Consider the following 24,785-nt stretch of genomic DNA (forward strand, 5'->3'; position numbering starts at 1 on the left):
TGCTCGATCGTCTCCGGCCTAGCATTTCGGCCCGCCATGCGCGCGTGACCCTGAAACAACGCGCCTCTACAGCGCCGCGCGTCAGATATGACGCGCTAAGGACGCTGTAACACCCTAAACTTACTGCATAATTCCTTAAATCGATTCCGATTTAAGGAATTATGCAGTAGGCTCGCGTTGCCGCTTCCTCGACGGTGCTATCGCCCGTCGCCTTCGCCTGTCAGATCTGTGGCAACGAGCTTCTTGTCGAGCCCGAATTTCTGCATCTTCTCATAGAGCGTCTTGCGCGAGATGCCGAGGGATTCGTAGACCGGCTTCAGCGCGCCGCCGTGGGTGGCTATGGCGCTGGCAATCAGCCCTTTCTCAAAGGCTGCGACCTTGTCGGCCAGGCGACCGCCATTCGGCACGGCCGAGGTCGCATCGTTCGAAGAGGCGTCGAGCCCGAGCACCAGCCTTTCCGCAGCGTTGCGCAGTTCGCGCACATTGCCCGGCCAGTTGCGTTCCGCCATCTCCGCCAGCAAGATCTGCGACACTTCGACGTCGTCGCGGCCGTAGCGCGCAGCGGATTCGCGCACGAGCTGCAGGAACAGCAGTGGAATGTCGGCGCGGCGTTGCCCAAGCGGCGGCACGCGCAGCGTTGCGACATTGAGGCGGTAGAGAAGATCGGGCCGGAAACGGCCAGCGGCCACTTCCTGCTCGAGATCCACCTTGTTGGTGGCGATAAAGCGAACATCCAGCGGTACAACTTCATTGGAGCCGAGCCGTGTGATCACGCGTTCCTGCAGCACGCGCAGAAATTTGGCCTGCAGATCGATCGGCATCGAGCCGATCTCGTCGAGCAGGATCGTGCCGCCACGCCCATGTTCGAACTTGCCGTAGCGTGGGCGGATCGCGCCGGGGAATGCCCCGGGCTCATGTCCGAAAAGCTCGCTCTCGATCAGGTTTTCGGGCAGGGCGGCGCAGTTGATGGCGATGAAGGGGTTGTTCGCCCGGCCACTCAGATCGTGCAGTGTGCGAGCCACGACCTCCTTGCCAACGCCGGTATCGCCGATGATCAGCGTGTCGGCGTCGGAGGCGCCGATCGCGCGCACCCGGTAGCGAAGATCGACCATCACCTGACTGCGACCGGACAAGCGCTGTTCGATGTCGTCACGCTTGCCGGCAACCGCCTTCAGGCGACGGTTTTCGAGCACCAGCGCGCGCCAGTCGAGCGCGCGGCGTATGGTGCCGGCGAGCATCTGCGCGGTGAAGGGCTTCTCGACGAAATCATAGGCGCCTTCGCGCATGGCGCGGACGGCCAGCTGCACATCGCCGTGGCCGGTGACAAGGATGACCGGCACCTCGACGTCGATCTCGCGAATACGCTGCAGGAAGGTCATGCCGTCCATGCCCGGCATGCGGATGTCGCTGATGACCACGCCGGGGAAGCTGAAGCCGATGAACTCCAGGGCGTGCTCGGCACTGGCGAATGTATCGACGCGGAAGCCGGCGAGCTCCAGCGCCTGCGCACTCGAATGGCGCAGCTCTTCTTCGTCATCGACGAGCAGGACACGGCTTTCGATCATTCAGCGGCCTCCTTACCCAGGTCATCGGCGACGGGAAGTTCGATACGGAACTCTGCGCCGCCCTCAGCAAGGTTCGTGGCAATCAGGCTGCCGCCGAAGTCCTTGACGATGTTATAGGAAATCGACAGACCAAGGCCCAGTCCCTTGCCGACGCCTTTGGTTGAAAAGAACGGGTCGAAGATGCGCTCGGCGATCGCGGCAGGCACGCCGGGACCACGGTCGCTGATCGCAAGCACGACCTTGTCGCCTTCGCTCCAGGCGCGAAGGCGAATGCGGCGATCGTCCAGGCCCTCGACGGCGTCGGCAGCGTTGGAGATTACATTGACCAGAACCTGCTGCAGACGGACTGAACCGGCGCGAACCACCAGCGGCACGTCACCGAGATCGATGTCGATTTCGGCCGCCGCCGCCTTGAGCCTGACAGCAACGATCTCCATCGTGTCGCGTACGACATCCTCGATCAGCACCGGCCTCAGCTTCTCGTTCGGCTTGCGCGCAAAATTGCGCAGGTGCCGGCTGATTGCCGCCATCCGGTCGACCAGACCGGAAATGCGCCGGATGTTGTCGCTCGCTTCTTCGGCGCGTCCGCGCTCGATCAGCAGGGTTGCACTGTCGGCATAGGTCTTTGCCGCCGCCAGCGGCTGGTTGAACTCGTGCGACAGCGCCGCCGACATCTGCCCGAGGCCGGCGAGCTTGCCCGCCTGGATGAGGTCGGCCTGGGTCCGGCGCAGCTGTTGTTCGGTCTGGCGCCGCTCGGCGACTTCCTCTTCGATCTGCACGTTGACGCGAGCAAGGTCGGCGGTGCGTTCGTCGACGCGTCGCTCGAGTTCGGCCTGCGCTTCCGCCTGCATTGAGATGCGCTCGTTAAGCCGGGCGCGGCGCTGCCAGAGAATGGCGGCTGCGAGGCCGGTGAGGCATATGAGCAGCAAGGCGGCGATGACGGTGGTCAGCGCCTGGGTCCGAACGGATGCCGTGTCGGTCAGAACGTTCACCGTCCAGTCGGCATCGGCCATGTAATGCGACAGAAGCAGATACTCCCGGCTGGTATCGCCAGTAGCGACCGTGACCAGGTCGTGATCGGTGAGGCGGCCGGGCGTCATAGGCAGCTCTCGCAATGTCGCATTGGCGTAGCGCCTTGATGTCTCCGTGCGTGTAAGCCGCTCCGGCGTCAGCGGCAGGACAGACGCATAGAGCCATTCCGGCGTGCCGGACATGAAGATGATACCCTCCGGGTCGGAAACGAAGATCTTGTACTCACCTCCCTGCCAGGATGCCTCGATGCTCTCGATGTCGACCTTGAAGACGATGACGCCGCGGATGTCTTCGCCGACGCGGATTGGCGAGCCGAAATAGTAGCCGCGTTTCAGCGACGTCGTGCCAAGGGCATAGAACCGCGACTGCCGCCCCTGCAGGGCCTCCTGGAAGTAGGGCCGATAGCTGAAATTCTGCCCGACGAAGCTCGTCGGACCGTCATAGTTGCTGGCGGCAATCGTGTCGCCGTCGGGCGTGATCACATAGATATCGGACGAGTTGAGAAGCGCATTGATATCCTTGAGGTAAGCGTTCACGGCTTCTCTCAATCGGCGGTCACGCGGGCGGGTGGCAAGCTCCTGAATGTCGTCGTGATCGGCGATCAAGGCGGGCAGGGCCTGGTAGCGGTTGAGGTGGCCGTCCAGAGCCGCGACAGCGAGCCTGAGTGCCGTATTTGCCTGCGCCGATGCCTCATCGAGATAGCTGCGCGTGGCCACGGCATTGCCCTGCCAGGTGAGCGCGGCAACCGCCAGCGGTATCAGGATGACAGCAACGACGAGGCGGTATTTCACGGAATGTCTGGGCTCCTCCTCCCGCACGTTCCCGACAGCCAGCATTTGGCCCCACCGATCTTAAGCAGCGGTCGCTCCGCCCACAAGACAGGGCGCCTTTGCTCACTGTTCGTTCAACGATTTTATTCGATCGTCAATCATTCGTTGACAATGCGTTTGGTCGCGGCTGTCTTTCGCAACGGCCCGGATGAGCGCATCTATGCGTCATGACAAAGCCCGATCTTGGCGGGCGGAAAGGATCCCGGCAATGCTCAATCAGATCAAGGGCCTGCATCATGTGACGTCAATGGCGGACGACGCCTTCACCAACAATCAGTTCTTCACCAAGACGTTGGGCATGCGCCGCGTCAAGAAGACGGTGAACTTCGATTCCCCTGATGTCTATCATCTGTACTATGGCGACGAAGCCGGCACTCCCGGCACGGTCATGACCTATTTTCCCTTCCCGCAGATGCCGCGCGGACGTGCCGGCACCGGGGAAGTCGGCACGACGGTTTTCTCCGTTCCCGAGGGATCGCTCGGCTTCTGGCGCGAGCGGCTTTCGAGCCTCGGCGTCACCGGGCTCAAGGACGAACAGACCTTCGGTGAAAAACGATTGAACTTCGCTGGCCCGGACGGCGACGGCTTTGCACTTGTCGAAGTCGGCGACGATCCGCGGGCGCCCTGGACGGAAGGCGGCGTTTCGCAGGACCATGCGATCCGCGGCTTCCATTCGGCGGCAATGCGGCTGCGCGACGAAGGGGCGACAGCGGAGTTGCTGCAGTTCATGGGCTACGAGGAGCTGGATCGCAAGGACGGCGTCACCCGCCTGATCATGCCCAATGGGAATGGCGCGGGCTTGATCGACCTTGAGACCATGCCGAACCTCAACCGCGCAGCCCAGGGGGCGGGCTCAGTGCATCATATCGCTTTTGCCGTCGACAATCGCGAAAAGCAGCTCGAAGTCCGCAAGGCTCTGATGGATACAGGCTATCAGGTCACGCCGGTGATCGACCGTGATTATTTCTGGGCCATCTATTTCCGCACGCCGGGCGGTGTCTTGTTCGAGATCGCCACCGACGAGCCGGGCTTCAACCGCGATGAGGATCTGGCTCATCTCGGCGAGGCGTTGAAGCTGCCGCAGCAGCACAAGCACCTGCGCCCGGTTCTCGAAAACCACCTGCAGAAGTTGGAAGCCTGAAGCGTACGGCGGCCGGGGCCAGTATTGCCGCCGATGCTACATCCGGCAAGCAACAAGGAGATTTCTATGGCCGATCATGGCTATGTGCACAAACTGAAGGCCGGCCAGCCCGGCAATCCGATCGTCTTCGTCTTCCACGGCACGGGCGGCGACGAAAACCAGTTCCTCACCTTCGGCGCGCAACTGATGCCCGAAGCGACGATTGTATCGCCGCGCGGCGACGTGTCGGAGCATGGGGCGGCCCGGTTCTTCAAGCGGACCGGCGAGGGGGTCTACGACATGGCGGACCTCGACCGAGCCACGAAAAAGATGGCTGGTTTCGTCCAGACCCTGGCCAAGGAACACGATGCTTCGCAGATCATCGGCCTCGGTTACTCGAACGGGGCGAACATTCTTGCCAACGTGCTTATCGAGAACGGCCTTTTCGACAAGGCGATCCTGATGCATCCGCTGATCCCGTTCCGGCCAACGGACAATGCGGCGCTCGCGGGCCGCAATGTCCTGATCACGGCCGGCGAGCGCGACCCGATTTGCCCAGCGCCTCAGACACAGGCCCTGGCGGACTATTTCAGAGCGCAGGGCACAGTCACCGATATCGAATGGCATGCCGGTGGGCATGACATCCGCCAGAATGAAATTTCCGCGATAGAGCGTTTCATCAAGGGATAACGCTCACTCCAGTCGGCGGCGGAACAGCCATGAGGCGGCCGAGAGCGTGACAAGGGCGATGATGCAAAGCGGAATCGTCTGGTGCACGACCTCGGCCAGCGGGATATCCTTCAGGAAGACCCCCTTCACGATCACCAGGAAGTAGCGCAGCGGATTGACCAACGTCACCGGCTGCAGCCAGGTCGGCATGTTCTCGATCGGCGTGGCGAAGCCCGAGAGCAGCATCGCCGGCACCATGAACAGGAAGGCGCCGAGGATTGCCTGCTGCTGCGTCATCGACAGCGCGGAAATGAACAGACCAAGCCCGACGACGGCGGCAAGATAGAACACCGCGCTGCCGTAGAGCAGGAACAGGGAACCACGCAGCGGCACGCCGAAAATGAAGACGGCGGCGAGAATATAGACCGTGATGTGGAACAACCCGATCATCATCGGCGGTATCAGCTTGCCGATCAGGATCTCATGCGTGCGTAGCGGCGACACCATCAACTGGTCGAAGGTGCCGAGCTCCCGTTCGCGCGCGATCGACAGTGCAGTGACGATGAGCCCGATCAACAGCGCGATGCTGGCGACGAGATTGGGCACCATGAACCATTGATAGGTGAGGTTGGGGTTGAACCAGTTGCGTGGAACGACTGCGATTGCCTCGGACGCTGAGCGTTTGCCGGCCGGCGTATCGGCGGCGAGGGCGCCGACGATACGTCCGAGGTAGCCGGAAACGATCTGCGATGCATTCGACCGACGTCCGTCGAGAATGATCTGGACTTCGGCCGGCCGGCCGGCCTCGACGTCGCGCGAGAAGGTCGGGCCAATCTCTACGGCGGCTATGGCGCGTTGCCTGTCGATGGCGTCGCGCACCTCGTTTTGATCGTCGGTGAATGCGATGCTTCGAAACGTCGGAGAACCATCGATCCGCTCGACGAGTTCGTGGCCCCAGTGGCCGCTGTCGCGATTGAGAACCATGATGTCGACATTCGTCACCTCGAGCGTCGCAGCATAGGAAAAGACCAGAAGCTGCAGGATCGGAGGCCCGATCAGGATTGCGCGGCCCTTGGGGTCGCGCAGCACCGCCAGCAGTTCCTTGACGATCAATGCTTTGAGCCGGACCCACCACATGTCAGCCGATCCTCTTGCGGGTGCTTCGGGCTGCGAGCGCGAAAAAGACGCAGCCGATCAGCAGCATGACGGCGATAGCCTGCAGGAACATCGGCCAGATGTCGCCGGCCAGGAACACCGTCTGCAGGCTCGGAATGAGATAGCGCGCCGGCACGATGAAGGTGATCCACTGGATGACTGAAGGCATGGAGTTGATCTCGAACAGGAAGCCGGAGAGCAGGAACGCTGGCAGGAAGGCCGAGATCAGCGCAAGTTGTGAGGCCAGGAACTGGTTCTTGGTCGCCGCGGAAATCAACAGCCCCTGACCGAGCGCCGGCATCAGGAACGTCGCCGAAAGCGCATAGAGTGCGGCAACCGAGCCCCGGAACGGCACGCCGAAGAGAAAAACGGCGAGGAGCACGCAGAGCGTCATCGAGGTCAGACCGAGTAGAAAATAGGGTAGGAGCTTGCCGGCCAGCAGTTCCGCCGCCGATACCGGCGTTGCCATCATCGCTTCCATCGTGCCGCGCTCCCACTCGCGCGCGACGACCAGCGAGGTCAAGAGCGTGCCGACCAGCGTCATGACGATGGCGATGGAACCGGGGACGAGGAAATTCCGGCTCGTCAGCTCCGGATTGAACCAGAACCGCTGCTCGGCAGAAATCGCCGGCGGACGACCTGCGTCGTCTTCGAGCCGTTGGCGCTGCCAGGTGGCGACTGTCGCCTGTGCGTAATTCTGGACGAAGTTGGCGGTGTTCGGGTCCGAGCCGTCGACGAGGACCTGCAATGTGGGGTGTTGGCCCGCCGCATGATCTGCCTCAAAGCGGGCAGGGATGATGACGAGGCCGCGGATACGCCCAAGCACGAGATCGTCTTCGAAATCGCGGCGGTCGCGGCCAAGGCTGATGGAGAAATAGCGTGATGCCTGAAAGCCGGCAGCGAGATCGCGCGTCAGGGGCGTTTCCTGTTCCACCACGAGGCCGATGCGCGTTTGCGTGGTATCGAGTGACACGCCATAGCCGAACAGGAACAAAAGGATCAGCGGCAGGACGAAGGCGATGAGGATGCTGCTCGGGTCGCGGACGATCTGGTAGCTTTCCTTGCGCACCAGGGCGACAAAGCGGCGTCCGCGCCCGGTCGTCGGCGTTTCGATCGGTTTGGGCGTAATCATGCCGCCTGCCTTTCCTCAGACCCCTGCACCAGGGCGATGAAGGCGTCTTCCATCGTCGGGTCGGGGCAGGCCGCGTCGGCCACCTGTTTCTTCAATTCGTCGGGAGCACCGAGCGCGATCGAGCGCCCGCGATAGATGAGCGAGATCCGATCGCAATACTCCGCCTCGTCCATGAAATGGGTGGTGACCAGCACGGTCACGCCCTTTTCGACGAGACCATTGATATGGGTCCAGAACTCGCGTCGGGTGATCGGGTCGACGCCCGAAGTCGGCTCGTCGAGAAACAGGGCTTCCGGTTCGTGCAGAACGGCGCAGGCAAGGGCGAGGCGCTGCTTGAGGCCGAGCGGCAGGTCCTTGGCGGACATGTCCAGCAGGCGGCCGAAGCCGAAAATCTCGACCATCAACCGTGTCCGCTCCTTCTTGCGTTCGCCGGACAAACCATAGACGCCGGCAAAGAAATTCAGGTTTTGCGCGACGCTGAGATCGCCGTAGAGCGAAAATTTTTGCGCCATGTAGCCAAGGCGGTTGCGGGCTTCGGCCGCATCCCGGCGCAGGTCGAATCCGGCGACCCGACCTTCGCCGGCGCTCGGCTTCAGCAATCCGCAGAGCATCTTGAACGTCGTCGATTTTCCGGCGCCGTTGGGACCTAGAAGTCCGAAGATCTGGCCGCGCGGAATGTCGAAGGTGATATCGTCGGCAGCGGTGAAATCACCAAAGCGCTTTGTCAGCCCATGAGCCTCGATCACCGGCTTGCCGCTCTCGTTCGCAAAGGGCTTCTGCGCCTCCGCCAGTTTCGAATGCCCGCCGGGGCCGCCGCCCAGCATGTCGATGAATGCGTCTTCGAAACGTGGCGGCGTCACGGTCGCCTGCGGCGTGACGCCGGCATTCGCCGATGGTGCCGACGGTGGTGTTGCCCCTGATGCCATGACCAGGCGAATGGCCTCACCCTGGATGACGCCATCGACGACGCCGTCTTCGTCAAGATAACGCGCAAGCGCATCGCGTCGCCGTCCCGTCGTACCGGATATCTTGAAGACGCGACCAGCGATGCGTCCCGTCAACTCGGAGGGGACGCCGGCAAAAAGCAACTTTCCTTCATTCAGCAGAAACACCCCATCGCAGGCTTCCGCCTCGTCGAGATAGGCTGTCGACCAGACGACGCCGATACCGGAGGCCGTCAGGTTTTCGACCATCTTCCAGAGGTCGCGACGGGAGATCGGATCGACGCCGACGCCCGGCTCATCGAGCAACAGCAGCCGCGGCTTGCGCAGCAATGCGCAGGCAAGCCCGAGCTTCTGCTTCATGCCGCCCGAAAGTTTGCCCGCCAGCCGGGATGTGAAGCGTTTGAGGTCGGTGAATTCGAGCAGTTCATCGTACGTCGCCGTGCGCTCGGCGAGAGGAAGGCCGCGCAGGTCCGCATAAAGATCGAGGTTTTCCTGTACGCTCAGGTCTTCATAGAGGCCGAAGCGCTGCGGCATGTAGCCGATAGACGCCTGAATGCTGGCGGGACCTTGCGCGGTGTCGAAGCCCAGTACGTCCACCTTTCCCTCGTCGGGCAGCATCAGACCGGTCATCAGTCGGATCAGCGTTGTCTTGCCCGCGCCGTCGGGGCCGACAAGGCCGGTGATGCGACCGCCAAGAATTTCACCGTCGATATGATCGAGCGCGGGTGCTCCGTCGCCAAAACGCTTGACGACGCCGGCGATCCGCACGAAGGGCTCGTCGGTCATGATGCGCCTCTTTCAGCCTCTGGCAGATGCACGGTGACGGGCATGCCCTGGCGCAGATCCGCGCCCGGCTTCGTCACGACGATACGCAGGCGGTAGACGAGATCAGTGCGCAGTTCCGGCGTTTCGACTGACTTCGGGGTGAATTCGGCAACGGGAGAAATGAAGCCTACCGTTGCCTCATACGGCCGATGCGGAGCGGTATCCGAGATGATCTCGACTTTCATGCCGGGATGTACCCGCCCGAGGTCGGGTTCGGCGACGTAGGCACGGACCCAGACAGGCTCGCTCAGCGAAATCACGTAGGCCGTATCCGATGGCGCGATCATGGCGCCGGGTTCGCGGACGCGCGAAAGCACGATGCCATCGCTCGGCGCCAGCAACCGCGTATCGGAAAGCGACGTGTGTGCGCTCGCCAGCCTGGCTTCTGCAGCCCGAACCTGAGCAGCGGCAGCGGCGATGTCTTCAACCCGGCTTCCCTCCTCGAGGAGTGCGAGCGCTTCGCGAGCGGAGGTGGTGCGTGCGGCAGCCGCGGCCCGCGCGGCGCTCGCTTCATCGAGGTTCGCCTGCGAGATCGTATCATTCGGCCGCAATTGCCGGGCGCGCTGATAGGCCAGATCGGCATTCTGGAGTTCAGCGAGTCGCTCCTCGTGGACGGCGCGCGCCTGAGCGATCTCGGTCTTGCGCGCGCCGGCTTTCAGCTTTTCGAGATTGGCACGCAATGCGCCAAGGTCCGCCTCCGCCGCGTCGACCGCCTGCTGAAAAGGCGTGGCATCCAGCGTGCCGAGGATATCACCGGGCTTGACCGGGTCGCCCTCGTCGACTGCCAGTTTGTCTATGCGCCCACTGACGCGGAAGCCGAGAGAGACCTGCCTGATATCGACGTTGCCGTAAAGCACCGAGGCCGGCCGCCGCTCGGTCCAGCCGAGCCGCGAGGGAAGCTCCAACCACCAGCCTGCGGCCACCGCTCCCGCGACCAGGACGACGGGCATGAGTGTCTTTCTGTTCATGGCTGGCGCTCCGCATTTTCGCCGAGCACTTCGACGAGGTTGGCGGCGTGCCGCTGCAGCGTCTCGAGTTCGGCCGGGCCGACGGCATCCCATTGCATCTGTCGCAGCAGTGCGGCATGCGCCATGCGGAAGACGAGGATGCTGCCGACGAAGGACAGCGTCCTGAGCCGCACTTGCTGCGACGCCGGGTCCTCGCCAAGGATCGTGCCGACCAGCCGGCCGGCCATTGAGATCATCGGCCCCATGATGTTCTCGTAGACGCGTGCGAAGGCTTCCGTCGGCTCCATCTGTTCGCGGATGATGAAACGGGCCCAACTCTCGGACTGCCGGCTGACGAAGAGCCCGACCATGCGCTGGACCATCTGCGTCAGCAGGGCGCGTGCCTCCTTCGGACTCATCGCGGCACCTTCCGCATCAAGTCGTGCCAGGCGCTCAAGGATGACCGTTCGCAGATCGGCGACATGTCCGCCGATGATCGCGGCCAGATGTTCGGCGGCGGCGATGTAGAGACCTTCCTTGCCGCCGAAATAGTAAGGGATCGCCTGCAGGTTGACGCCGGCCGCATCAGCCAGCTTGCGCGTGCTTGCGCCGTCGAAGCCGTAACGTCCGAAGATGTCTATGGACGCTGAAAGCAACTTCTCCCTCGTGGCATCGCCGCGATCGGGTTTGCGTGCGGACTGGGAGGTTTCGTTCTTTTTCATGTGCGCATATTACGCTGCCCGGACAAGTAAGTCAATCGAATGAATATCCGACGAAGCCGGTCAGAAGAATGCCGATAAGGGCGCCAAGCGACGCGCGCAGCCGCTCCATATGGCTGACGGGAGCGAGCGATGGGATGAAACGCTTGAGGTAGGCACTGGCCCTCGGCATGGAAACTCGCGGGCGGTGGAATAGCTGGTTGTCCAAGCCAATAGCACATGCCGCCGAATTCGGCAGGCAATCCGCATCCAAAAACGAAACGGATTAAAATGTATGCACGGCGCCCGCATCGGGAGCACTGATGGCCTAGGCGTCCCGCGGATCGGTCGTCACGTCTGCACGCCGTCTGATCGTGCGCTAGAGAAGTCGATGGTTATCTTCGTGCCCCGATCCGGCGCGGTCTCCATTGTGATCGGGGCCTCATGCAGTTCGCTGATGCGCTGAACGATTTTCAAGCCGAGGCCGAGTTGGCCCGATCGCTTGATGTAACCGAGATCTTCGTGATGCTCCGGCAGGTCGACGAGCCCCTTGCCGTCATCCTCGACGCTGACGATCGCACCGGGACCGCAGGTCAGCACGATGCGGGTGCCTGGGGGATTATGCTTGACCGCGTTCTCGATCAGGTTGCGCAACATGTTCTCGACGAGCGCCGGGATGACGGTTACCGCAGGCGTCCCCTCGTCGACGAATTCCAGCGATTTGTCGTGATCGAAGACAAAGGGCGCGATCGCCTCTGCAAGGCTCGCGCCGATCTGCGAGAGGCTGGCCTGCTGATAGGCCGAAGGATCGACGGCGTCGGCCCGGGCAAGCGAGGTCAATTGTTCGAGAATATGCGTGAGGGCATCGAGGTCACGCTCGGCATTGCGGGCACGGGGGTCGTCGATGTGGCTGAGTTCCATCTTTGCGATCGAAACCGGGGTCCGGATCTCGTGCGCAATGGAAGAGGAGAACAGTTTCTGGGATTGGATCAGGTCGGCGACACGCGCCAGCATGCGGTTGACGGCACTGACGAGGCGGGCGATCTCCTCGGGCATGCGGGTGAGCGGCAGGCGAGCACCGCTGTCGCGGGGATCCAATCGGTCCGCTGCCGCTGCCGCCATGGCAACCGGTTTTAGGGCACTGCGGATCGACCAGATCGTCGCGCCGATGACGAGGCAGAACATCAACGTCATCGGCACGATCATCGAATCGAACATCTCGTGCAGCAGTGCGCTGTACATGAAGCCGTTTGGATCCTTGAGGATCGCCAGTTCGATCAGAACCGTCGCGCCGTCGCGTTCGAACGATTGGCCGCCGGCAACACTGAAGGGTTTGCCGGGCGAAATCAGCCGCTTCCAGAAATTAGGCGCGTCGAGGTCGAGCGGAAGAAAATGCTCGGCGCACTCCGTGGTGCAGTTTGAATAGAGCAGAGTTCCCGGTTCCGTTCGCACGCGGAGAAAAATCGATCCATCGCGATCGTGAGGGGCCAGATACCGTTCGCTGAGTTCGCGACTAAACTCGTAACTGATGACGCCATCACGGAGGCGGATCGCCGTCGCCAGTATTTCCGTTTCCTGCTGCAGCATCAGAACGGTCAGCTTGTCGTCGTCGAACCAATAGTCTGCAAAGACGACGCCGATCTGGATTGCCATGGCGAGCAGCGAGAACGCCACGATGCGACGGGCGACGATGCTGATCAGCGACGGGTTCGGCTTTTTCATGAGGCTCGCCTGAGCAGATAGCCGATCCCTCGGACGGTCTCGATCTGTATGCCGGTCTCGTGGGCCTGCAGCCGTTTGCGGACCCTGGACACGGCAAGCTCCAGCGCATTGGGGCTGATCTCCTGGCCATACTCCGAAAGCGCGGTTTCGAGCTTGCGCTTGGGAACGACGCGGCCGACTTCCCGCATCAGGATTTCGATCAGCGAGCGTTCGCGGGGGGGCAGTGGCACGACAATGCCGTCGCATGTCAGGTCCGCGGTTGCAGGATCGTAGCGCAGAGCGCCTGCCTCGAGTACCGGCTGCACCGCTTGCGGATTTCGCCGCAACATCGCGCGGCAACGCGACAAGAGCTCTCGGTGGTGAAAGGGCTTGACGAGATAGTCGTCGGCGCCGGCATCCAGTCCAGCGATGCGCTCATCGACCGATCCGCGCGCTGTGATGATCAAGACGGGCAAGCCGGGATATTCCTGGCGAACGCGGCGCAAGAGCTCCAGGCCATCGCCATCGGGCAGGCCGAGATCGAGCAGAATCAGATCGTGTTCCTGAGCCGCGATGGCTGCCTCGGCGTCCGAAACGCTCGACACCGCATCGAGCCGCCAGCCCGCGTCGCGCATGGTTTCTCCGACCAGTTCTACCAGTCGCGGACTGTCTTCAACCAGGAGCAGGCGCATCGAGTCGTCTCGGCATGACCATTCTTGGTTCGACCATATGGGCTTTCTCAGAGGCTGCCAACTCCCTTGCGCAGGCCAACCAAAGCGGGTGCCGGGGAGGCAATGAGCAATCTTGACGGGGTTTCGACAGCTTACCGGGCGTATCTCGACGGGGCAGGGGGAGGCTGCAATCGAACCGGCGACCCCGCATGACGCGGCCTCCGCCTCAACTGAATGCCCGCGACATGCTGGCCGCAAAGCGAAGACGGTCAGGCAGTTGCAGCAGGAGAAGACTGTTTTGATCGTCAGAAGAATTCGCCGGCCAGAGCTCGGCAGCGTTGCCCTCAGTGCAATCGTCAGTATCTATTTGCTCGTTGTCACCAACAATTCCTTCTGGTCGCACGCCGCCAGCTACTTCGATAATTCGCGGTTGTCGCTTCTGTCTTTCGGCGCCGCACTGGCGCTCACCACCTTTGCGGTTTTGACGCTTGCATCGGCCAAGTACGTCATCAAACCGGTACTGATCTTCCTCATCGTCGTTTCAGGGGCCGCTGCTTATTTCGTTGATTACTTCGGCGTGATCATCGACAAGGACATGATCGGCAATGCAGCGGTCACCACTCAGGCGGAGGCGAGCCATCTTCTGACCAGCAGCTTGATGCTGCACTTGCTGCTTTACGCAGTCATCCCTTCAGTGTTTGTGGTCTGGGTCAAGGTCCGCCATCGGCGCTTGCTGCCCAAGGCGGCTATCAATCTTGCCATCATCATACCGTGCCTGCTCATCAGCGGCGGATTGATCTATTCGGATTTTGCCAGCGTTGCCTATGTCATCCGCGAGCACAAGGATCTGATGAAGCGGTTCAATCCGACCGGGCCGGTCTCCGCCGCCGTTCGATACGCATCTTCGATCTACAAGGAGCGCAATATTGTCGTGCAGCCACTGGGCACCGACGCCCGGCAAGGCGCGCGTGTTGCCGCGGCAGGCAAGCCGGTCGTCGTCGTGGTGGTTGCTGGCGAAACCGCCAGGGCGATGAATTTCTCGCTCAACGGTTATGACAGAGAAACCAATCCGGAGCTCAAATCACTCGGCGTGATCAACTATACCGACACGACGAGCTGCGGCACGGCGACGGCAATTTCGCTTCCCTGCATGTTCTCCGTCTATCCGCGCAACGAGTATACGGACTGGAAGGCCCGCTCGACCGAAAACCTCGTGAATGTTCTCACGCGCGCCGGCGTTTCCGTATCGTGGTGGGACAACAACACCGGCAGCAAGGGCATCGCCGATCTCATCAGCTTTGCGAGCATGACGAACCAGAAGAACAGCCCCTTGTGCAACAATGGCGAGTGCCTTGACGAGATTTTCCTGGGCGAACTGGACAAGAAGCTGTCGGCGACCAAATCGAACAGCGTCATCGTCCTGCACCAGCTCGGCAGCCACGGTCCGTCCTACTATCTGCGCCATCCCGAGAAATTCCGGAGGTTCAAGCCGGATTGCCGCACGCCTGAGCTGATGAAATGCTCGGTCGAGGAAATCACCAACGCCTACGACAACACCATCCTCTACACCGATCATGTGCTGGCAAGCGTTGCCCGCCTTCTGGAGAAGCATCAGAACGACATCTCGGGCGCGATGATCTACATGTCCGATCATGGCGAATCTCTCGGCGAGAACGGCATTTATCTGCACGGCGCGCCCTATGCGATAGCGCCGCGCGAGCAGACGCAGGTTCCTTTCGTCTCCTGGTTTTCGAAGCCGTATCAGGCGGCAATGGGCATCGACGTGAGCTGCCTCGCCAAAGAGACGGACCAGCCGAAATCGCACGACAACCTGTTCCACACTGTGCTTGGCATGATGGATGTCGAGACGAAGGTCTACAACCGCGACCTTGATGCATTTGCCAACTGCACCCGGCAGGGCCCGCTAGGCAAACCAAGCGTGTCGGCATTCCAGGCCGCCGATACGGCAAAGGACTTGCCGGCAGCGGTCGTCCCGGCGACGGCCATGCCGGGCGCCAAGGCACTCTAACGGGTGCTTCGACTGTCGGACCCAGTACAAATCTGATCGGCTTTCGGAACAAAGCATCGGTCTGGAGACTTCCTTGCATGTCTACTCGTTTACGCCCGCAAGAGCGGACGCCAACGAGTATTGGTAGAGACGCCGGCACCAATCGGTGCCAGCGATCTATCCTTTCGCAGAGGGAGAGATTGATGCAGATCGTCGGAATTCAGGTTTCCGCTGAACGCGGCGGCAAAGCCGGCTTCACGGTGGAGTTCGTTGGTGCCGAGGGCGAAGTCGTCACGGTCACATGTCCGCAGGACGCGGATGCATCGCTTAACCGGTTGAATGCCGTGGCCAGGGCAAAGGACATTCTGTCGGCGGCACTTGGCGCCGATGAAAGGTTGTTGGATGCGTCCGATCGCCCACGTCCGAGCTCAGCGGCGATGCAGCCACTGCCCAATGCGCGGACCGCGCATGATCGGAAAACAATGGAAGAACAGCTCGACGAAGGTCTCGAAGATACCTTTCCGGCAAGTGACCCGGTTTCCATCGCCAGTTCGGCGATCGCCAAGGGCAATTCACGCCGTTAGTCGCTGCGGTTTCGCGATCCAGTTCGAACCGAACGCGACGCGCGGTCCCTGATCGGCGCGTTACCTATTGTGCGGGCTTGATCATTGCCGGCCTTGCCGTGTTTCCGCCATCCGTGCAGTCTATCGGCGCTCGTATCCAAGCGTCGAACATACGTTACGGCGACAACCCTTTCGTCGAGTTCCGGAGGACTGGCGCATGAGCGCGCTGCACCTGACCTTTGCCGTCGGCGATATCCACGGCTGCCTGGCCGAACTTCAGGCGCTTCTACGGCAGATCGAAGCCTATGCGCCTGAAGGCAGGGTGATTTTTCTCGGCGATATGATCGACCGCGGCCCCGACAGCCGTGGCGTGGTGGAACTGATCATGGCCGGCCCCCAGAAGGAAGGCTGGTCCTGGCTGACGCTGAAAGGCAACCATGAGGAAATGCTGCTCGGCGCCCGGAGCGGCGAGAGCGATGTCGACTGGTGGCTCGTCAACGGCGGCATCGAAACATTGGCATCCTACGACAATGTCATTCCGGGGACGCATCTGAAGTGGTTGCTGCAGCTTCCCTCCATTATCGTCGAGCGGTTTCGCATCTTCGTCCACGCGGGCGTCGATGAAGCCATGCCGCTGGAGCGACAGGGCGACGAGATCTTCCTCTGGATCAGACGGCCTGACGATTATTCGGGCGATTATTGGGGCAAGCATCTTTGCCATGGCCACACACCGAGTCGATCCAACCCGCGCACTGTGGGCAACCGCACAAATGTCGATTCAGCCGCGGTGTTCGGCGGCAGTCTTTCCTGCGCGATCTTTGACGATGACGTCCCGGGTGGTCCGATCGGCTTTCTAAGCACCGGGCCTGGCGCTGACCATTCGTAACTGACCGTTGCCGAAGATGATCGCAGGCATGCCGAATTGCATTGTGCCCCCGCGCCCCAGCCTGTAGGTGTGCCGGAACTGTCGGGCGGGCTTTTTCGCCCATCATCGCAGCTTCAGGGGATTACCGTTGGATACCGCGCCTTCTTCTCTTTTTGCCAAGAACTTCGCCGCTCTTCTGTTCGATATGGACGGAACGCTGCTCAACTCCATGGCCGTCGTCGAACGTGTCTGGGGCGCCTGGGCTGTCCGTAATGGCCTCGATCCCGTGGAAATGATGAAGACGGTACACGGCGTTCGCGCCGTCGATACGATCCGCACGCTCGAATTGCCGGGTGTCGATCCGGAGCGTGAAGCGCACCAGCTTGCGCTCGCTGAAATCGCCGACGTCGAAGGCATCATCGAGATCGAGGGCGCTATCGCCTTCCTCAACTCGCTGCCACCGGAAAAGTGGGCGATTGTCACATCGGCGCCGCTCGACCTTGCCGTTCGCCGCCTCGCAGCCGCGGGCATCCCCATCCCGAACCTGATGATCACCGGCGAAGATGTGTCGGTGGGAAAACCCCATCCAGAAGGCTATCTGCTGGCCGCCGAGAAACTGGGTGTGCGCCCGGAAGACTGCATCGTCTTCGAAGATGCTCCCGCCGGAATTCTGGCGGGTAAGGCCGCCGGCGCCGAAATCATCGTGATCACCGGCGCACATGCCGCAGCCGCCGACACGCCGCACATGACGCTCGCCCGCTACAGCGACATCGAGGCGGGCGTTGCCGACGACGGCATGCTGTCGCTGCGCCGCCGTCGCTGAACGCTATTATTGATCGACGTGGGCCGCATCGGGGGCGCTGCGTCGAGAAGCTGGTGAAAGCCGGAGCGCCCGATCAAGGCCTCCGGCTTTTCCGTCTCTCGGCTCAGGCCGTGACCCAGCATTTCGTCAAGGCGTGGCCGCCCATCAGTTCGCCGTTCGGATCATCGACCCAGCCGCCGACCTTGTCGTTGGTGGCGTCGATATAGTTGTTGAACATCGGCACGATGACGCCGCCGTCGTCGCGCAACATCATTGCCGCTTGGCGATAGATCGCCTTGCGTTTGGCCTCGTCCAGTTCGCCGCGGGCAGCGAAGATCAATTTGTCGAAGTCTTCGCGCTGGAAACGCGTGTCGTTCCATTCGGCCTTCGACAAATAGGCGATCGAGTAGACCTGATCCTGCGTCGGCCGGCCGGTCCAATAGGACATGCTGAAAGGCTGCTTGTTCCAGACGTCCGACCAGTAGCCGTCGCCCGGCTCGCGCTTCAGGTCGATGGTGATGCCGCATTTGGTAGCACTCATCTGGAAAAGCTGGGCGGCATCCACGGCGCCGGGGAAGGCGACGTCCGACGTGCGCAGCAGAACGGCGCCGTCGTGGCCGGATTTCTTGTAATGGAATTTCGCCTTATCAGGGTCGAAGACCCGCTGTTCGATGTCGTTGTCGAAAAGCGGATAGCCCTTGATCATCGGCGTGTCGTTGCCGACGGTGCCATATCCGCCGAGGACCTTTGCCACCATCTCCTCGCGGTCGACGGCATATTTCAGCGCAAGCCGCAGGTCGTTATTGTCGAAGGGCGCGGTGTTGCAATGGGCGATGAACACATAGTGGCCTTTGCCCGGTACATTTCGGATAACGACGCCGGGCAAGCGCTTGATCAGTTCGACGAGCTTCGGCTCGATGCGGTTGATCATGTGCATCTGGCCGCTTTGCAATGCGGCGGTTCGCGCGGTCGAATCGTTGATGACGACGATTTCGACCTGGTCGGCGTGTCCGCGTTCGGCCGAGCCCCAATAGCCTTCGTGGCGCTCAGCCACGTGTTTTACGCCCGCCTCGTTCACCACCACCTTATACGGGCCAGTGCCGATGCCGGCGCTCGGATCGTCCTTGCCGCCGTTTGGCTGGATCATCAGATGATAGTCGCTGACGACATAGGGCATGTCCGCATTCGGCTGCCGCAAGGTGATGACGACATTGTCGCCATCGGCCTTGATCGTCTCGAACTCCTGCACGAAGGGCAGGGCCGCCGATTTGGAGTCTGCATCGCCGTGGCGTTCGAGTGTCGCCACCACGTCCGCCGGCGTCAACGGCTTGCCGTTGTGGAAGGTGACGTCCTTGCGGATCTTGAAGCTCCAGGTTTTTGCGTCACTGGATGCTTCATAGGATTCGGCCAGGCGATACTCGATCTCGCCGGTCGGAGCGACTTCGAGAAGCTGCTCGCCCCAGCAGCGCCCAAGCGTGTAGGGCACTTGGCTTGCCCATGTCGCCGGGTCCAGGCTGTTGGTCGATTCGCCGCCGACCAGTCCGGCCCGAAGCGTCCCGCCCTTGACCGGTCCCGCTGCACGCGCGGCACTTCCAAGCAATGTCTGCGCCGACGCGATTGTTACGCCGAGCGCCGCTGCCCGGCCCAGAAACTCCCGTCGTGACAGGCGGCCCGCTGCAACCTGTCGGCTCATGAATTCCAGTTCTGTTGGCATCGCTTACTCCCTCCCTCGCAAGACGCGCCCGGCATACCGGTAACGTTGCAGGATAGTGTGGGAGATGAAACCGGCAAGATTCTCACGCGACGACAGTTCATGCCGCAGATGGCGAAGAAGAAGTCGTTCTCGGCCCTGCCTTCATCCGTTGGTGATCAGGCCGACGAGCACCACCGACTGCGTCATTACGGCTCGGAGCTTTTGCTGGCGCAACTTGTTCTCTCAGGCAAGGTTGCCGCCCCCGGGCAAGCCGAAAGGATCGGCAAAACATGTCCCACAGCCTCGATGGCGTCATTCAATATGCGCGACAATATTGTATACAATAATGTTGCCATTGGTATCCAGCTGTCGTATGCAATTGATGGCGCTGGTGGTACAGCCCCGGCGCCGGCCCATGCGGGAGGAGGCACGCGAAGAGGATCGCGTGACCCGTGCTGGGTTGAGATTGTCGTCGTCATTAGGGAGGGGAAAATGAAGAAAAGAATTCTGAAACTTTGCGCCACGGCAGCCGGCATTGCCGTCGGCCTCATGGCATCGACTGCAAGCGCGGCCACCACGCTCGAAACGGTCAAGGCACGCGGCAAGCTGATCTGCGGCGTCTCGATGAGCACGCCCGGCTTTGCCACCGCAGACACCAAGGGTCATATGCAGGGCTTCGACGTCGACGTCTGCCGTGCTGTCGCTTCGGCGGTTTTCGGCGATCCGGAGAAGGTCGATTTCGTTCTGACCAACATCAATACCCGGTTCCAGGCTCTGCAGTCCGGCGAAATCGACATGCTGTCGCGCCAGACCACCCACACCTTCTCGCGCGAAGTCTCGCTCGGTCTCGATTTCGGCCCGACGGTGTTCTACGACGGCCAAGGGCTGATGGTACCGAAGTCGCTCGGCGTCAACAGCGCCAAGGAACTGACGGACGCCGCGATCTGCACGCTGCCCGGCACCACGACGGCCCAGAACCTCAGTGACTTCTTCCGCTCGATCGGCGGCAAGTTCGAACTGGTCGTCTTTGAAAACCCGGATGAGAACCGCAACGCCTTCTTCTCGGGCCGCTGCGAAGCCATCTCGTCCGACCGGTCTGACCTGGCGTCGATCCGTGCGGTTGCCAACAATCCGGACGACTACGTCGTTCTTCCCGAGACCATTTCCAAGGAGCCGCTCGCTCCGTCGGTCCGGCAGAACGATTCCAACTGGCGCGATATCGTTTCCTGGTCCGTCTGGATGCTGATGGCGGCTGAAGAGCGCGGCATCACCCAGGCCAATGTCGACGAAATGGCCAAGAGCGAGGACCCGGAAATCCAGCGCATGCTCGGCGTCAGCGAAGAGCTCGGCAAGATGCTCAACCTCGACAACAAGTGGGGCTACAACATCGTCAAGGGCGTCGGCAATTACGGCGAAGTGTTCGAGCGCAACCTCGGCACCAAGACGGCGCTCGGTCTGACCCGTGGGCCGAACACCCGCTGGAGCGAGGGCGGTCTGCTCTACGCACCGCCGTTCCGTTGATAGTCGTCGGCCCGCGCCCTGGCGCGGGCCTTTCCGTCTTTGATGTTCCCCTTGCCCGGCAGACGTGTCGCCATGTCCCTGTTCTATGACGCGCGCATCCGCGCGTTCCTCTACCAAGCAATTGCGATCGGCGCCGTTGTCTTCGTCACCTGGGCGATGTTCAGCACGGCGAGCGCCAACCTTGCCAAGCAGGATATTGCCACCGGCTTCGGCTTCCTGGCGCGCCAGGCGGGGTTCGTCATCACCGAGACTGCGATTGCCTACGAGCCGACCGACACGTTCGGCCGCGCCATCCTTGTCGGCATCGCCAACACCGTGAAGGTTTCGGCGCTCGCCGTTCTTTTCGGTACGATCCTCGGCGTACTCGTCGGTATCGGCCGACTGTCGCACAATCCGGTTCTGTCGCGTCTGATGCTTGCCTATGTCGAAGCGCTGCGCAACGTTCCGCTGCTCCTCTATCTCTTGCTCTGGTATTCGCTGATCATCTCGGTGTTTCCGCCGGTGCGGCAGGCGATCGAGATGCTTCCGGGCGTGTTCCTGTCCAATAGCGGCCTGGTCTTGCCGGCCATGCGCTGGGCAAGCGGTTTCGAAGAACTGCTCGTCGCCCTCATCGTCGGCATCGCTGCCGCCGTCGTAATCGAGCGCATCCTGGCTCGTCGCCGGATCGCCACGGGCAAGGAGATGCCTGTCGCCACCATCACGACGCTCGCCTTCCTGCTGCCGCTCGCGGCTACATCGCTGCTCGCCGATATCTCGGTCTCCCTTGATATTCCCGAGCTCGGCCGGTTCCGCCTGACCGGCGGCTACCACGTGCGCCCGGAATTCGTGGCACTGCTGATCGGCCTGACGCTAAGCGCTTCGGCAAACGTCGCCGAGATCGTCCGTGCCGGCATTCAAGCCGTCAGCAAGGGACAATGGGAGGCGGCCACGGCCCTCGGCCTGCCGCGCTCGCGCACGCTGAAGCTGGTTATCCTGCCGCAGGCGTTGCGCATCATCGTGCCGCCGCTGACCAACACCTATCTGACGGTTTTCAAGAACAGCTCTTTGGCCATTGCCATCGGCTATCCCGATCTCGTGATGGTCTCCAATACGATCATGAACCAGACCGGCCAGGCGATCGAAGCGATTGCCATCTTCATGGCCGTCTATCTCGGACTGTCCATCCTGATCTCGCTGGTGATGAACTGGTACAACGCGCGCGTTGCGCTGAGGGAGCGCTGAGCCATGGCCCAGTTCGAAGGTTTCGTTGCCGACCCGAGCCTGATGGCGCCCGCGGCTCGCCCGCCGACGCGCAACCGCACCTGGCTTTCCGCCTATTTCGGAACGCCGGGCAACGCCGTGATCACCATTCTGTGCCTCGGCATGATCTTCGGGCTTGCCAAGCTCGCGATCGGCTGGCTGTTCGTCGACGCGATCTTCTCCGGGGCACCGGCGGATTGCAAGGCATCAAGCGGGGCCTGCTGGCCGTTCCTGTCGGCCAAGCTGCGCTATATCTTCTTCGGCTTTTATCCCTTTGACGAGCAGTGGCGACCGCTGACGGCGATGCTTCTGTTCCTTGGCGCTTGCGGCGTATCGATGGTTCCGCGCAGCTGGGGCAGGGCGCTTGCCGTCACTTGGATCGTTGTGATCCTGCCGACGCTCTACACGCTGATGGCCGGCGGCCTGTTCGGTCTGACCGTCGTGCCGACCACGCAATGGGGTGGCTTGCCACTATCGTTCATGCTCTCCTTCGTCGGGCTCGCCTGCGCCTTGCCGCTCGGGATTGCACTTGCGCTTGTGCGGGCTTCGAGCCTACCGGCGATCCGCGTTCTTGGCGTCGGCTTCATCGAAATCGTCCGCGGCGTGCCGCTGATCAGCATCCTGTTCATGGCGACCGTCATGCTGCCGCTGTTCATGCCCGATGGCATCACCATCGACAAACTGCTGCGCGCCCAGGTGGCGATCATTCTCTTTGCCGCCGCCTATATCGCCGAGATCGTCCGCGGCGGGTTGCAAGCGGTTCCCAAGGGACAGATCGAAGCGGGCCATTCGCTCGGGCTGCATTATTGGCAGATCATGCGAAAGATCGTGCTGCCACAGGCTTTGAAGAAGGTCATTCCTCCGCTCGTCGGCCTGTTCATCGGCTTCTTCCAGGATACGACGCTGGTGACGATCGTCGGCCTGCTCGATTTTCTCGATACCGTGCGGACCGCCATGCGCGATCCGCAATGGCAGGGCATCGCCGTGCTTGAAGGCTATGTGTTTGCCGCCGTCATCTACTTCTTTTTCAGTGCTATTATGGGCGCTTACAGCCGTTTCCTCGAGCAATATTTCAGGACTACGCATGACTGAGAACATTCACGTTATCCGCAAGGCGCATACCGTCATCGGCTTCGACACCGAAACGAAAAGCCATGTCTACCTCAACGACGCCGATGTCGCCTATGACGATGCAGGTTTCGTCCATGTCGGCGGACGTTATGATGGTGCCTTTGCCCGCGAAACCTCCGGCGCTGACCGGATGGTGATGCCGGGTTTCGTCAATGTGCATTGCCACTCCGGCGAGGAGCCGATCTCCAAGGGAATCTTCGAAGACGCGGGTACCGCAGCGCTTTGGGGCAACGCTCTTTATGAATATTCCAACCTACTGGAGATCGACGACGGCGCCATCGAGGCATCGCTGACCGTGATGCTGGGCGATTTGATGCGTAGCGGGGTGACTACCCTGCTGGACATCGCCGGACCGCATGAAAGCTGGCTGCCAACCCTGGCGCGAAGTGGCGCCCGCGCCTTTGTCGCTCCCGGCTTCCGCGAGGCGCAATGGCATGTCGAAGACAGCCATCGCCTGGATTTTATCTGGGACAAGGCGCGCGGCCGCGAGGCTTTTGCCAGGGCGCTCGATGTGGTCGACGCCGCTGCGGCCCATCCCTCCGGTCGCCTTGGCGGCGTGGTGGCGCCATCGCAGATCGAGACCTGCTCGGCTGAATTGCTGCAGGATGCTGCAGCCGAGGCGCGCAAGCGCGGCATGCCGATCACCATCCACTCGGCCCAGACGATGGCCGAACACGAGGAACTCCTGCGCCGGACCGGCCTGACCGCGGTGCAGTATCTCGAAAGCCTCGGCGTCCTCGACGACAACCTGATCCTCGGCCATTGCATCTTCGTCGACAGCCATTCCTGGACGCGCCAGCGCACGAACATCGATCTCGACCTGCTGGCGGCGCGGCGCACGACCGTTGCCCATTGCCCCGTCACCTTCTCGCGCAGCGGCATGGCGCTGGAATCGCTCGGGCGCTATCGCCGCGCCGGCGTCAATGTCGCGCTCGGGACCGACAGCTATCCCTTCAACATGCTGGAAGAAATGCGCCAGGCGATGATCTGCGCCCGGCTTTCCGGTAAATCCGTGTTCGACGTCACGACCTCGGACATCCTCGAAGCGGCAACGCTTGCCGGCGCCCGCGCGCTTGGCCGTGACGATATCGGCCGGATTGCCGTCGGTGCGAAAGCGGACTTTCTCGTCATCGACCTGAAGCATCACGCCATGCAGCCGGTCTACGACCCCTTGCGCAATCTGCTGCATTGCGCGGCGGAGCGCGCAATTGAAGAGGTTTATGTCGACGGACAATGCGTCGTGCGCCATGGGCGTCCGACCTTGATCGACTATGACGGCGCCGTGGCGCTGCTGCAGGAAGCTCAGGATTACGCCTGCCGCAAGGCCCCCGAAAACGATCCGAAGAAACGGCCGATGCGCGATCTGGCACCTTTGTCGCTGCCGATCCGCTCATAAGAATCTAACAGCCGGCCGATGTCGATTCGGAAAGCGTCGGCAATGCCGGCGCTTTCTCTCGCTCAGGCCTGGGCAACCAACCGTGGTTCCACCGCCGCGGCATCGTCCTGTTTCGGCTTCACGAGAGGCTGCCCGTCCCTGAACAGTTTCCACTTCGTTGGCCGGAAGGCGACCCTGGCGCGGTCCTGGGTTGTGGTGCGTTCGGGCGGCAGCTCGATTTCGGCATGCGGGTGGGTGCGGCCGAGGTCGAGTTCGAGATGGCGGGTGCCGGCGACGCG

At 61.9% G+C, this 24,785-nt stretch carries 22 protein-coding genes; 10 read left to right on the forward strand and 12 right to left on the reverse strand.

The features are described 5' to 3' along the window. Positions 1–197: 197 nt before the first annotated feature. The gene (locus tag BC363_RS33000) at positions 198–1,565 is read right to left on the reverse strand and encodes a sigma-54 dependent transcriptional regulator (RefSeq protein ID WP_065784378.1); all 1,368 of its coding nucleotides are present in this window, start codon (positions 1,563–1,565) and stop codon (positions 198–200) included. Next, complete coding sequence (locus tag BC363_RS33005) at positions 1,562–3,388, reverse strand: sensor histidine kinase (protein ID WP_065784379.1); 1,827 nt, start codon at positions 3,386–3,388, stop codon at positions 1,562–1,564. The genes BC363_RS33000 and BC363_RS33005 overlap by 4 nt, the downstream gene beginning before the upstream one ends. A 247-nt stretch (positions 3,389–3,635) precedes the next feature. On the opposite strand from BC363_RS33005, the gene BC363_RS33010 reads away from it, so the two are divergent. Both BC363_RS33010 and BC363_RS33015 read left to right on the forward strand, forming a co-directional pair. Further along, positions 3,636–4,568 carry a VOC family protein gene (locus BC363_RS33010; protein WP_065784380.1) on the forward strand — a complete coding sequence of 311 codons (933 nt, stop codon included), beginning with the start codon at positions 3,636–3,638 and terminating at the stop codon, positions 4,566–4,568. A gap of 66 nt (positions 4,569–4,634) precedes the next feature. Next, on the forward strand, positions 4,635–5,237 hold the full coding sequence (locus BC363_RS33015; protein WP_065784381.1) for an alpha/beta hydrolase: 603 nt from the start codon (positions 4,635–4,637) through the stop codon (positions 5,235–5,237). A 3-nt stretch (positions 5,238–5,240) separates the two neighbouring features. On the opposite strand, the gene BC363_RS33020 is transcribed toward BC363_RS33015, so the two are convergent. The 8 genes from BC363_RS33020 to BC363_RS33050 all read right to left on the reverse strand — a co-directional run bounded on the left by BC363_RS33020 (position 5,241) and on the right by BC363_RS33050 (position 13,310). Beyond that, positions 5,241–6,353, reverse strand: coding sequence for an ABC transporter permease (locus BC363_RS33020; protein WP_065784382.1), 1,113 nt, complete (start codon positions 6,351–6,353; stop codon positions 5,241–5,243). Between the two features lies 1 nt (position 6,354). After that, positions 6,355–7,503: an ABC transporter permease gene (locus BC363_RS33025; RefSeq protein WP_065784383.1), complete on the reverse strand. Its 1,149-nt coding sequence runs from the start codon at positions 7,501–7,503 to the stop codon at positions 6,355–6,357. Continuing rightward, entirely contained in the window at positions 7,500–9,233 is a 1,734-nt protein-coding gene (locus BC363_RS33030) for an ATP-binding cassette domain-containing protein (RefSeq protein WP_065784384.1), read from the reverse strand. The genes BC363_RS33025 and BC363_RS33030 overlap by 4 nt, the downstream gene beginning before the upstream one ends. Continuing rightward, a complete protein-coding gene (hlyD, locus tag BC363_RS33035; RefSeq protein WP_065784385.1) occupies positions 9,230–10,240 on the reverse strand; it encodes a secretion protein HlyD in 1,011 nt (336 codons plus the stop codon). The genes BC363_RS33030 and hlyD overlap by 4 nt, the downstream gene beginning before the upstream one ends. After that, a complete protein-coding gene (locus tag BC363_RS33040; protein ID WP_065784386.1) occupies positions 10,237–10,941 on the reverse strand; it encodes a CerR family C-terminal domain-containing protein in 705 nt (234 codons plus the stop codon). The genes hlyD and BC363_RS33040 overlap by 4 nt, the downstream gene beginning before the upstream one ends. A gap of 31 nt (positions 10,942–10,972) precedes the next feature. Then, positions 10,973–11,110, reverse strand: a complete 138-nt coding sequence (locus BC363_RS35685) for a hypothetical protein (RefSeq protein WP_161491398.1) — start codon at positions 11,108–11,110, stop codon at positions 10,973–10,975. A gap of 158 nt (positions 11,111–11,268) precedes the next feature. Further along, positions 11,269–12,639, reverse strand: a complete 1,371-nt coding sequence (locus tag BC363_RS33045; RefSeq protein ID WP_065784387.1) for a HAMP domain-containing sensor histidine kinase — start codon at positions 12,637–12,639, stop codon at positions 11,269–11,271. Continuing rightward, positions 12,636–13,310, reverse strand: coding sequence for a response regulator transcription factor (locus tag BC363_RS33050; protein WP_065784388.1), 675 nt, complete (start codon positions 13,308–13,310; stop codon positions 12,636–12,638). Before BC363_RS33050 ends, BC363_RS33045 begins: the two co-directional genes overlap by 4 nt. A 277-nt stretch (positions 13,311–13,587) precedes the next feature. On the opposite strand from BC363_RS33050, the gene BC363_RS33055 reads away from it, so the two are divergent. From BC363_RS33055 to BC363_RS33070, 4 genes are all read left to right on the forward strand, one after another. Next, positions 13,588–15,318, forward strand: coding sequence for a phosphoethanolamine--lipid A transferase (locus tag BC363_RS33055; RefSeq protein ID WP_065784389.1), 1,731 nt, complete (start codon positions 13,588–13,590; stop codon positions 15,316–15,318). A gap of 182 nt (positions 15,319–15,500) precedes the next feature. Continuing rightward, on the forward strand, positions 15,501–15,881 hold the full coding sequence (locus BC363_RS33060; RefSeq protein ID WP_065784390.1) for a hypothetical protein: 381 nt from the start codon (positions 15,501–15,503) through the stop codon (positions 15,879–15,881). 196 nt (positions 15,882–16,077) lie between these two features. Then, complete coding sequence (locus tag BC363_RS33065) at positions 16,078–16,746, forward strand: metallophosphoesterase family protein (protein WP_065784391.1); 669 nt, start codon at positions 16,078–16,080, stop codon at positions 16,744–16,746. Between the two features lie 127 nt (positions 16,747–16,873). After that, complete coding sequence (locus BC363_RS33070) at positions 16,874–17,548, forward strand: HAD family hydrolase (RefSeq protein WP_065784392.1); 675 nt, start codon at positions 16,874–16,876, stop codon at positions 17,546–17,548. Positions 17,549–17,651: 103 nt separating this feature from the next. On the opposite strand, the gene BC363_RS33075 is transcribed toward BC363_RS33070, so the two are convergent. Next, on the reverse strand, positions 17,652–19,241 hold the full coding sequence (locus BC363_RS33075; protein ID WP_065784393.1) for an ABC transporter substrate-binding protein: 1,590 nt from the start codon (positions 19,239–19,241) through the stop codon (positions 17,652–17,654). A 471-nt stretch (positions 19,242–19,712) separates the two neighbouring features. Here BC363_RS33075 and BC363_RS33080 point away from each other — a divergent pair, with 471 nt between their 5' ends. The 4 genes from BC363_RS33080 to BC363_RS33095 all read left to right on the forward strand — a co-directional run bounded on the left by BC363_RS33080 (position 19,713) and on the right by BC363_RS33095 (position 24,507). Next, positions 19,713–20,741 carry an amino acid ABC transporter substrate-binding protein gene (locus tag BC363_RS33080; RefSeq protein ID WP_065784394.1) on the forward strand — a complete coding sequence of 343 codons (1,029 nt, stop codon included), beginning with the start codon at positions 19,713–19,715 and terminating at the stop codon, positions 20,739–20,741. A gap of 72 nt (positions 20,742–20,813) precedes the next feature. Further along, a complete protein-coding gene (locus tag BC363_RS33085; protein ID WP_083223552.1) occupies positions 20,814–21,962 on the forward strand; it encodes an ABC transporter permease subunit in 1,149 nt (382 codons plus the stop codon). Between the two features lie 3 nt (positions 21,963–21,965). Continuing rightward, positions 21,966–23,072 carry an amino acid ABC transporter permease gene (locus tag BC363_RS33090; protein WP_244519995.1) on the forward strand — a complete coding sequence of 369 codons (1,107 nt, stop codon included), beginning with the start codon at positions 21,966–21,968 and terminating at the stop codon, positions 23,070–23,072. Next, the gene (locus tag BC363_RS33095) at positions 23,065–24,507 is read left to right on the forward strand and encodes an amidohydrolase family protein (RefSeq protein WP_065784396.1); all 1,443 of its coding nucleotides are present in this window, start codon (positions 23,065–23,067) and stop codon (positions 24,505–24,507) included. The genes BC363_RS33090 and BC363_RS33095 overlap by 8 nt, the downstream gene beginning before the upstream one ends. Positions 24,508–24,569: 62 nt before the next feature. On the opposite strand, the gene BC363_RS33100 is transcribed toward BC363_RS33095, so the two are convergent. Continuing rightward, positions 24,570–24,785, reverse strand: a 216-nt coding sequence (locus BC363_RS33100) for a TOBE-like domain-containing protein (protein ID WP_348272171.1), incomplete at its 5' end; no start/stop codon positions are given.

It is taken from the genome of Ensifer sp. LC384, assembly GCF_001695865.1.
GTDB lineage: Bacteria > Pseudomonadota > Alphaproteobacteria > Rhizobiales > Rhizobiaceae > Ensifer.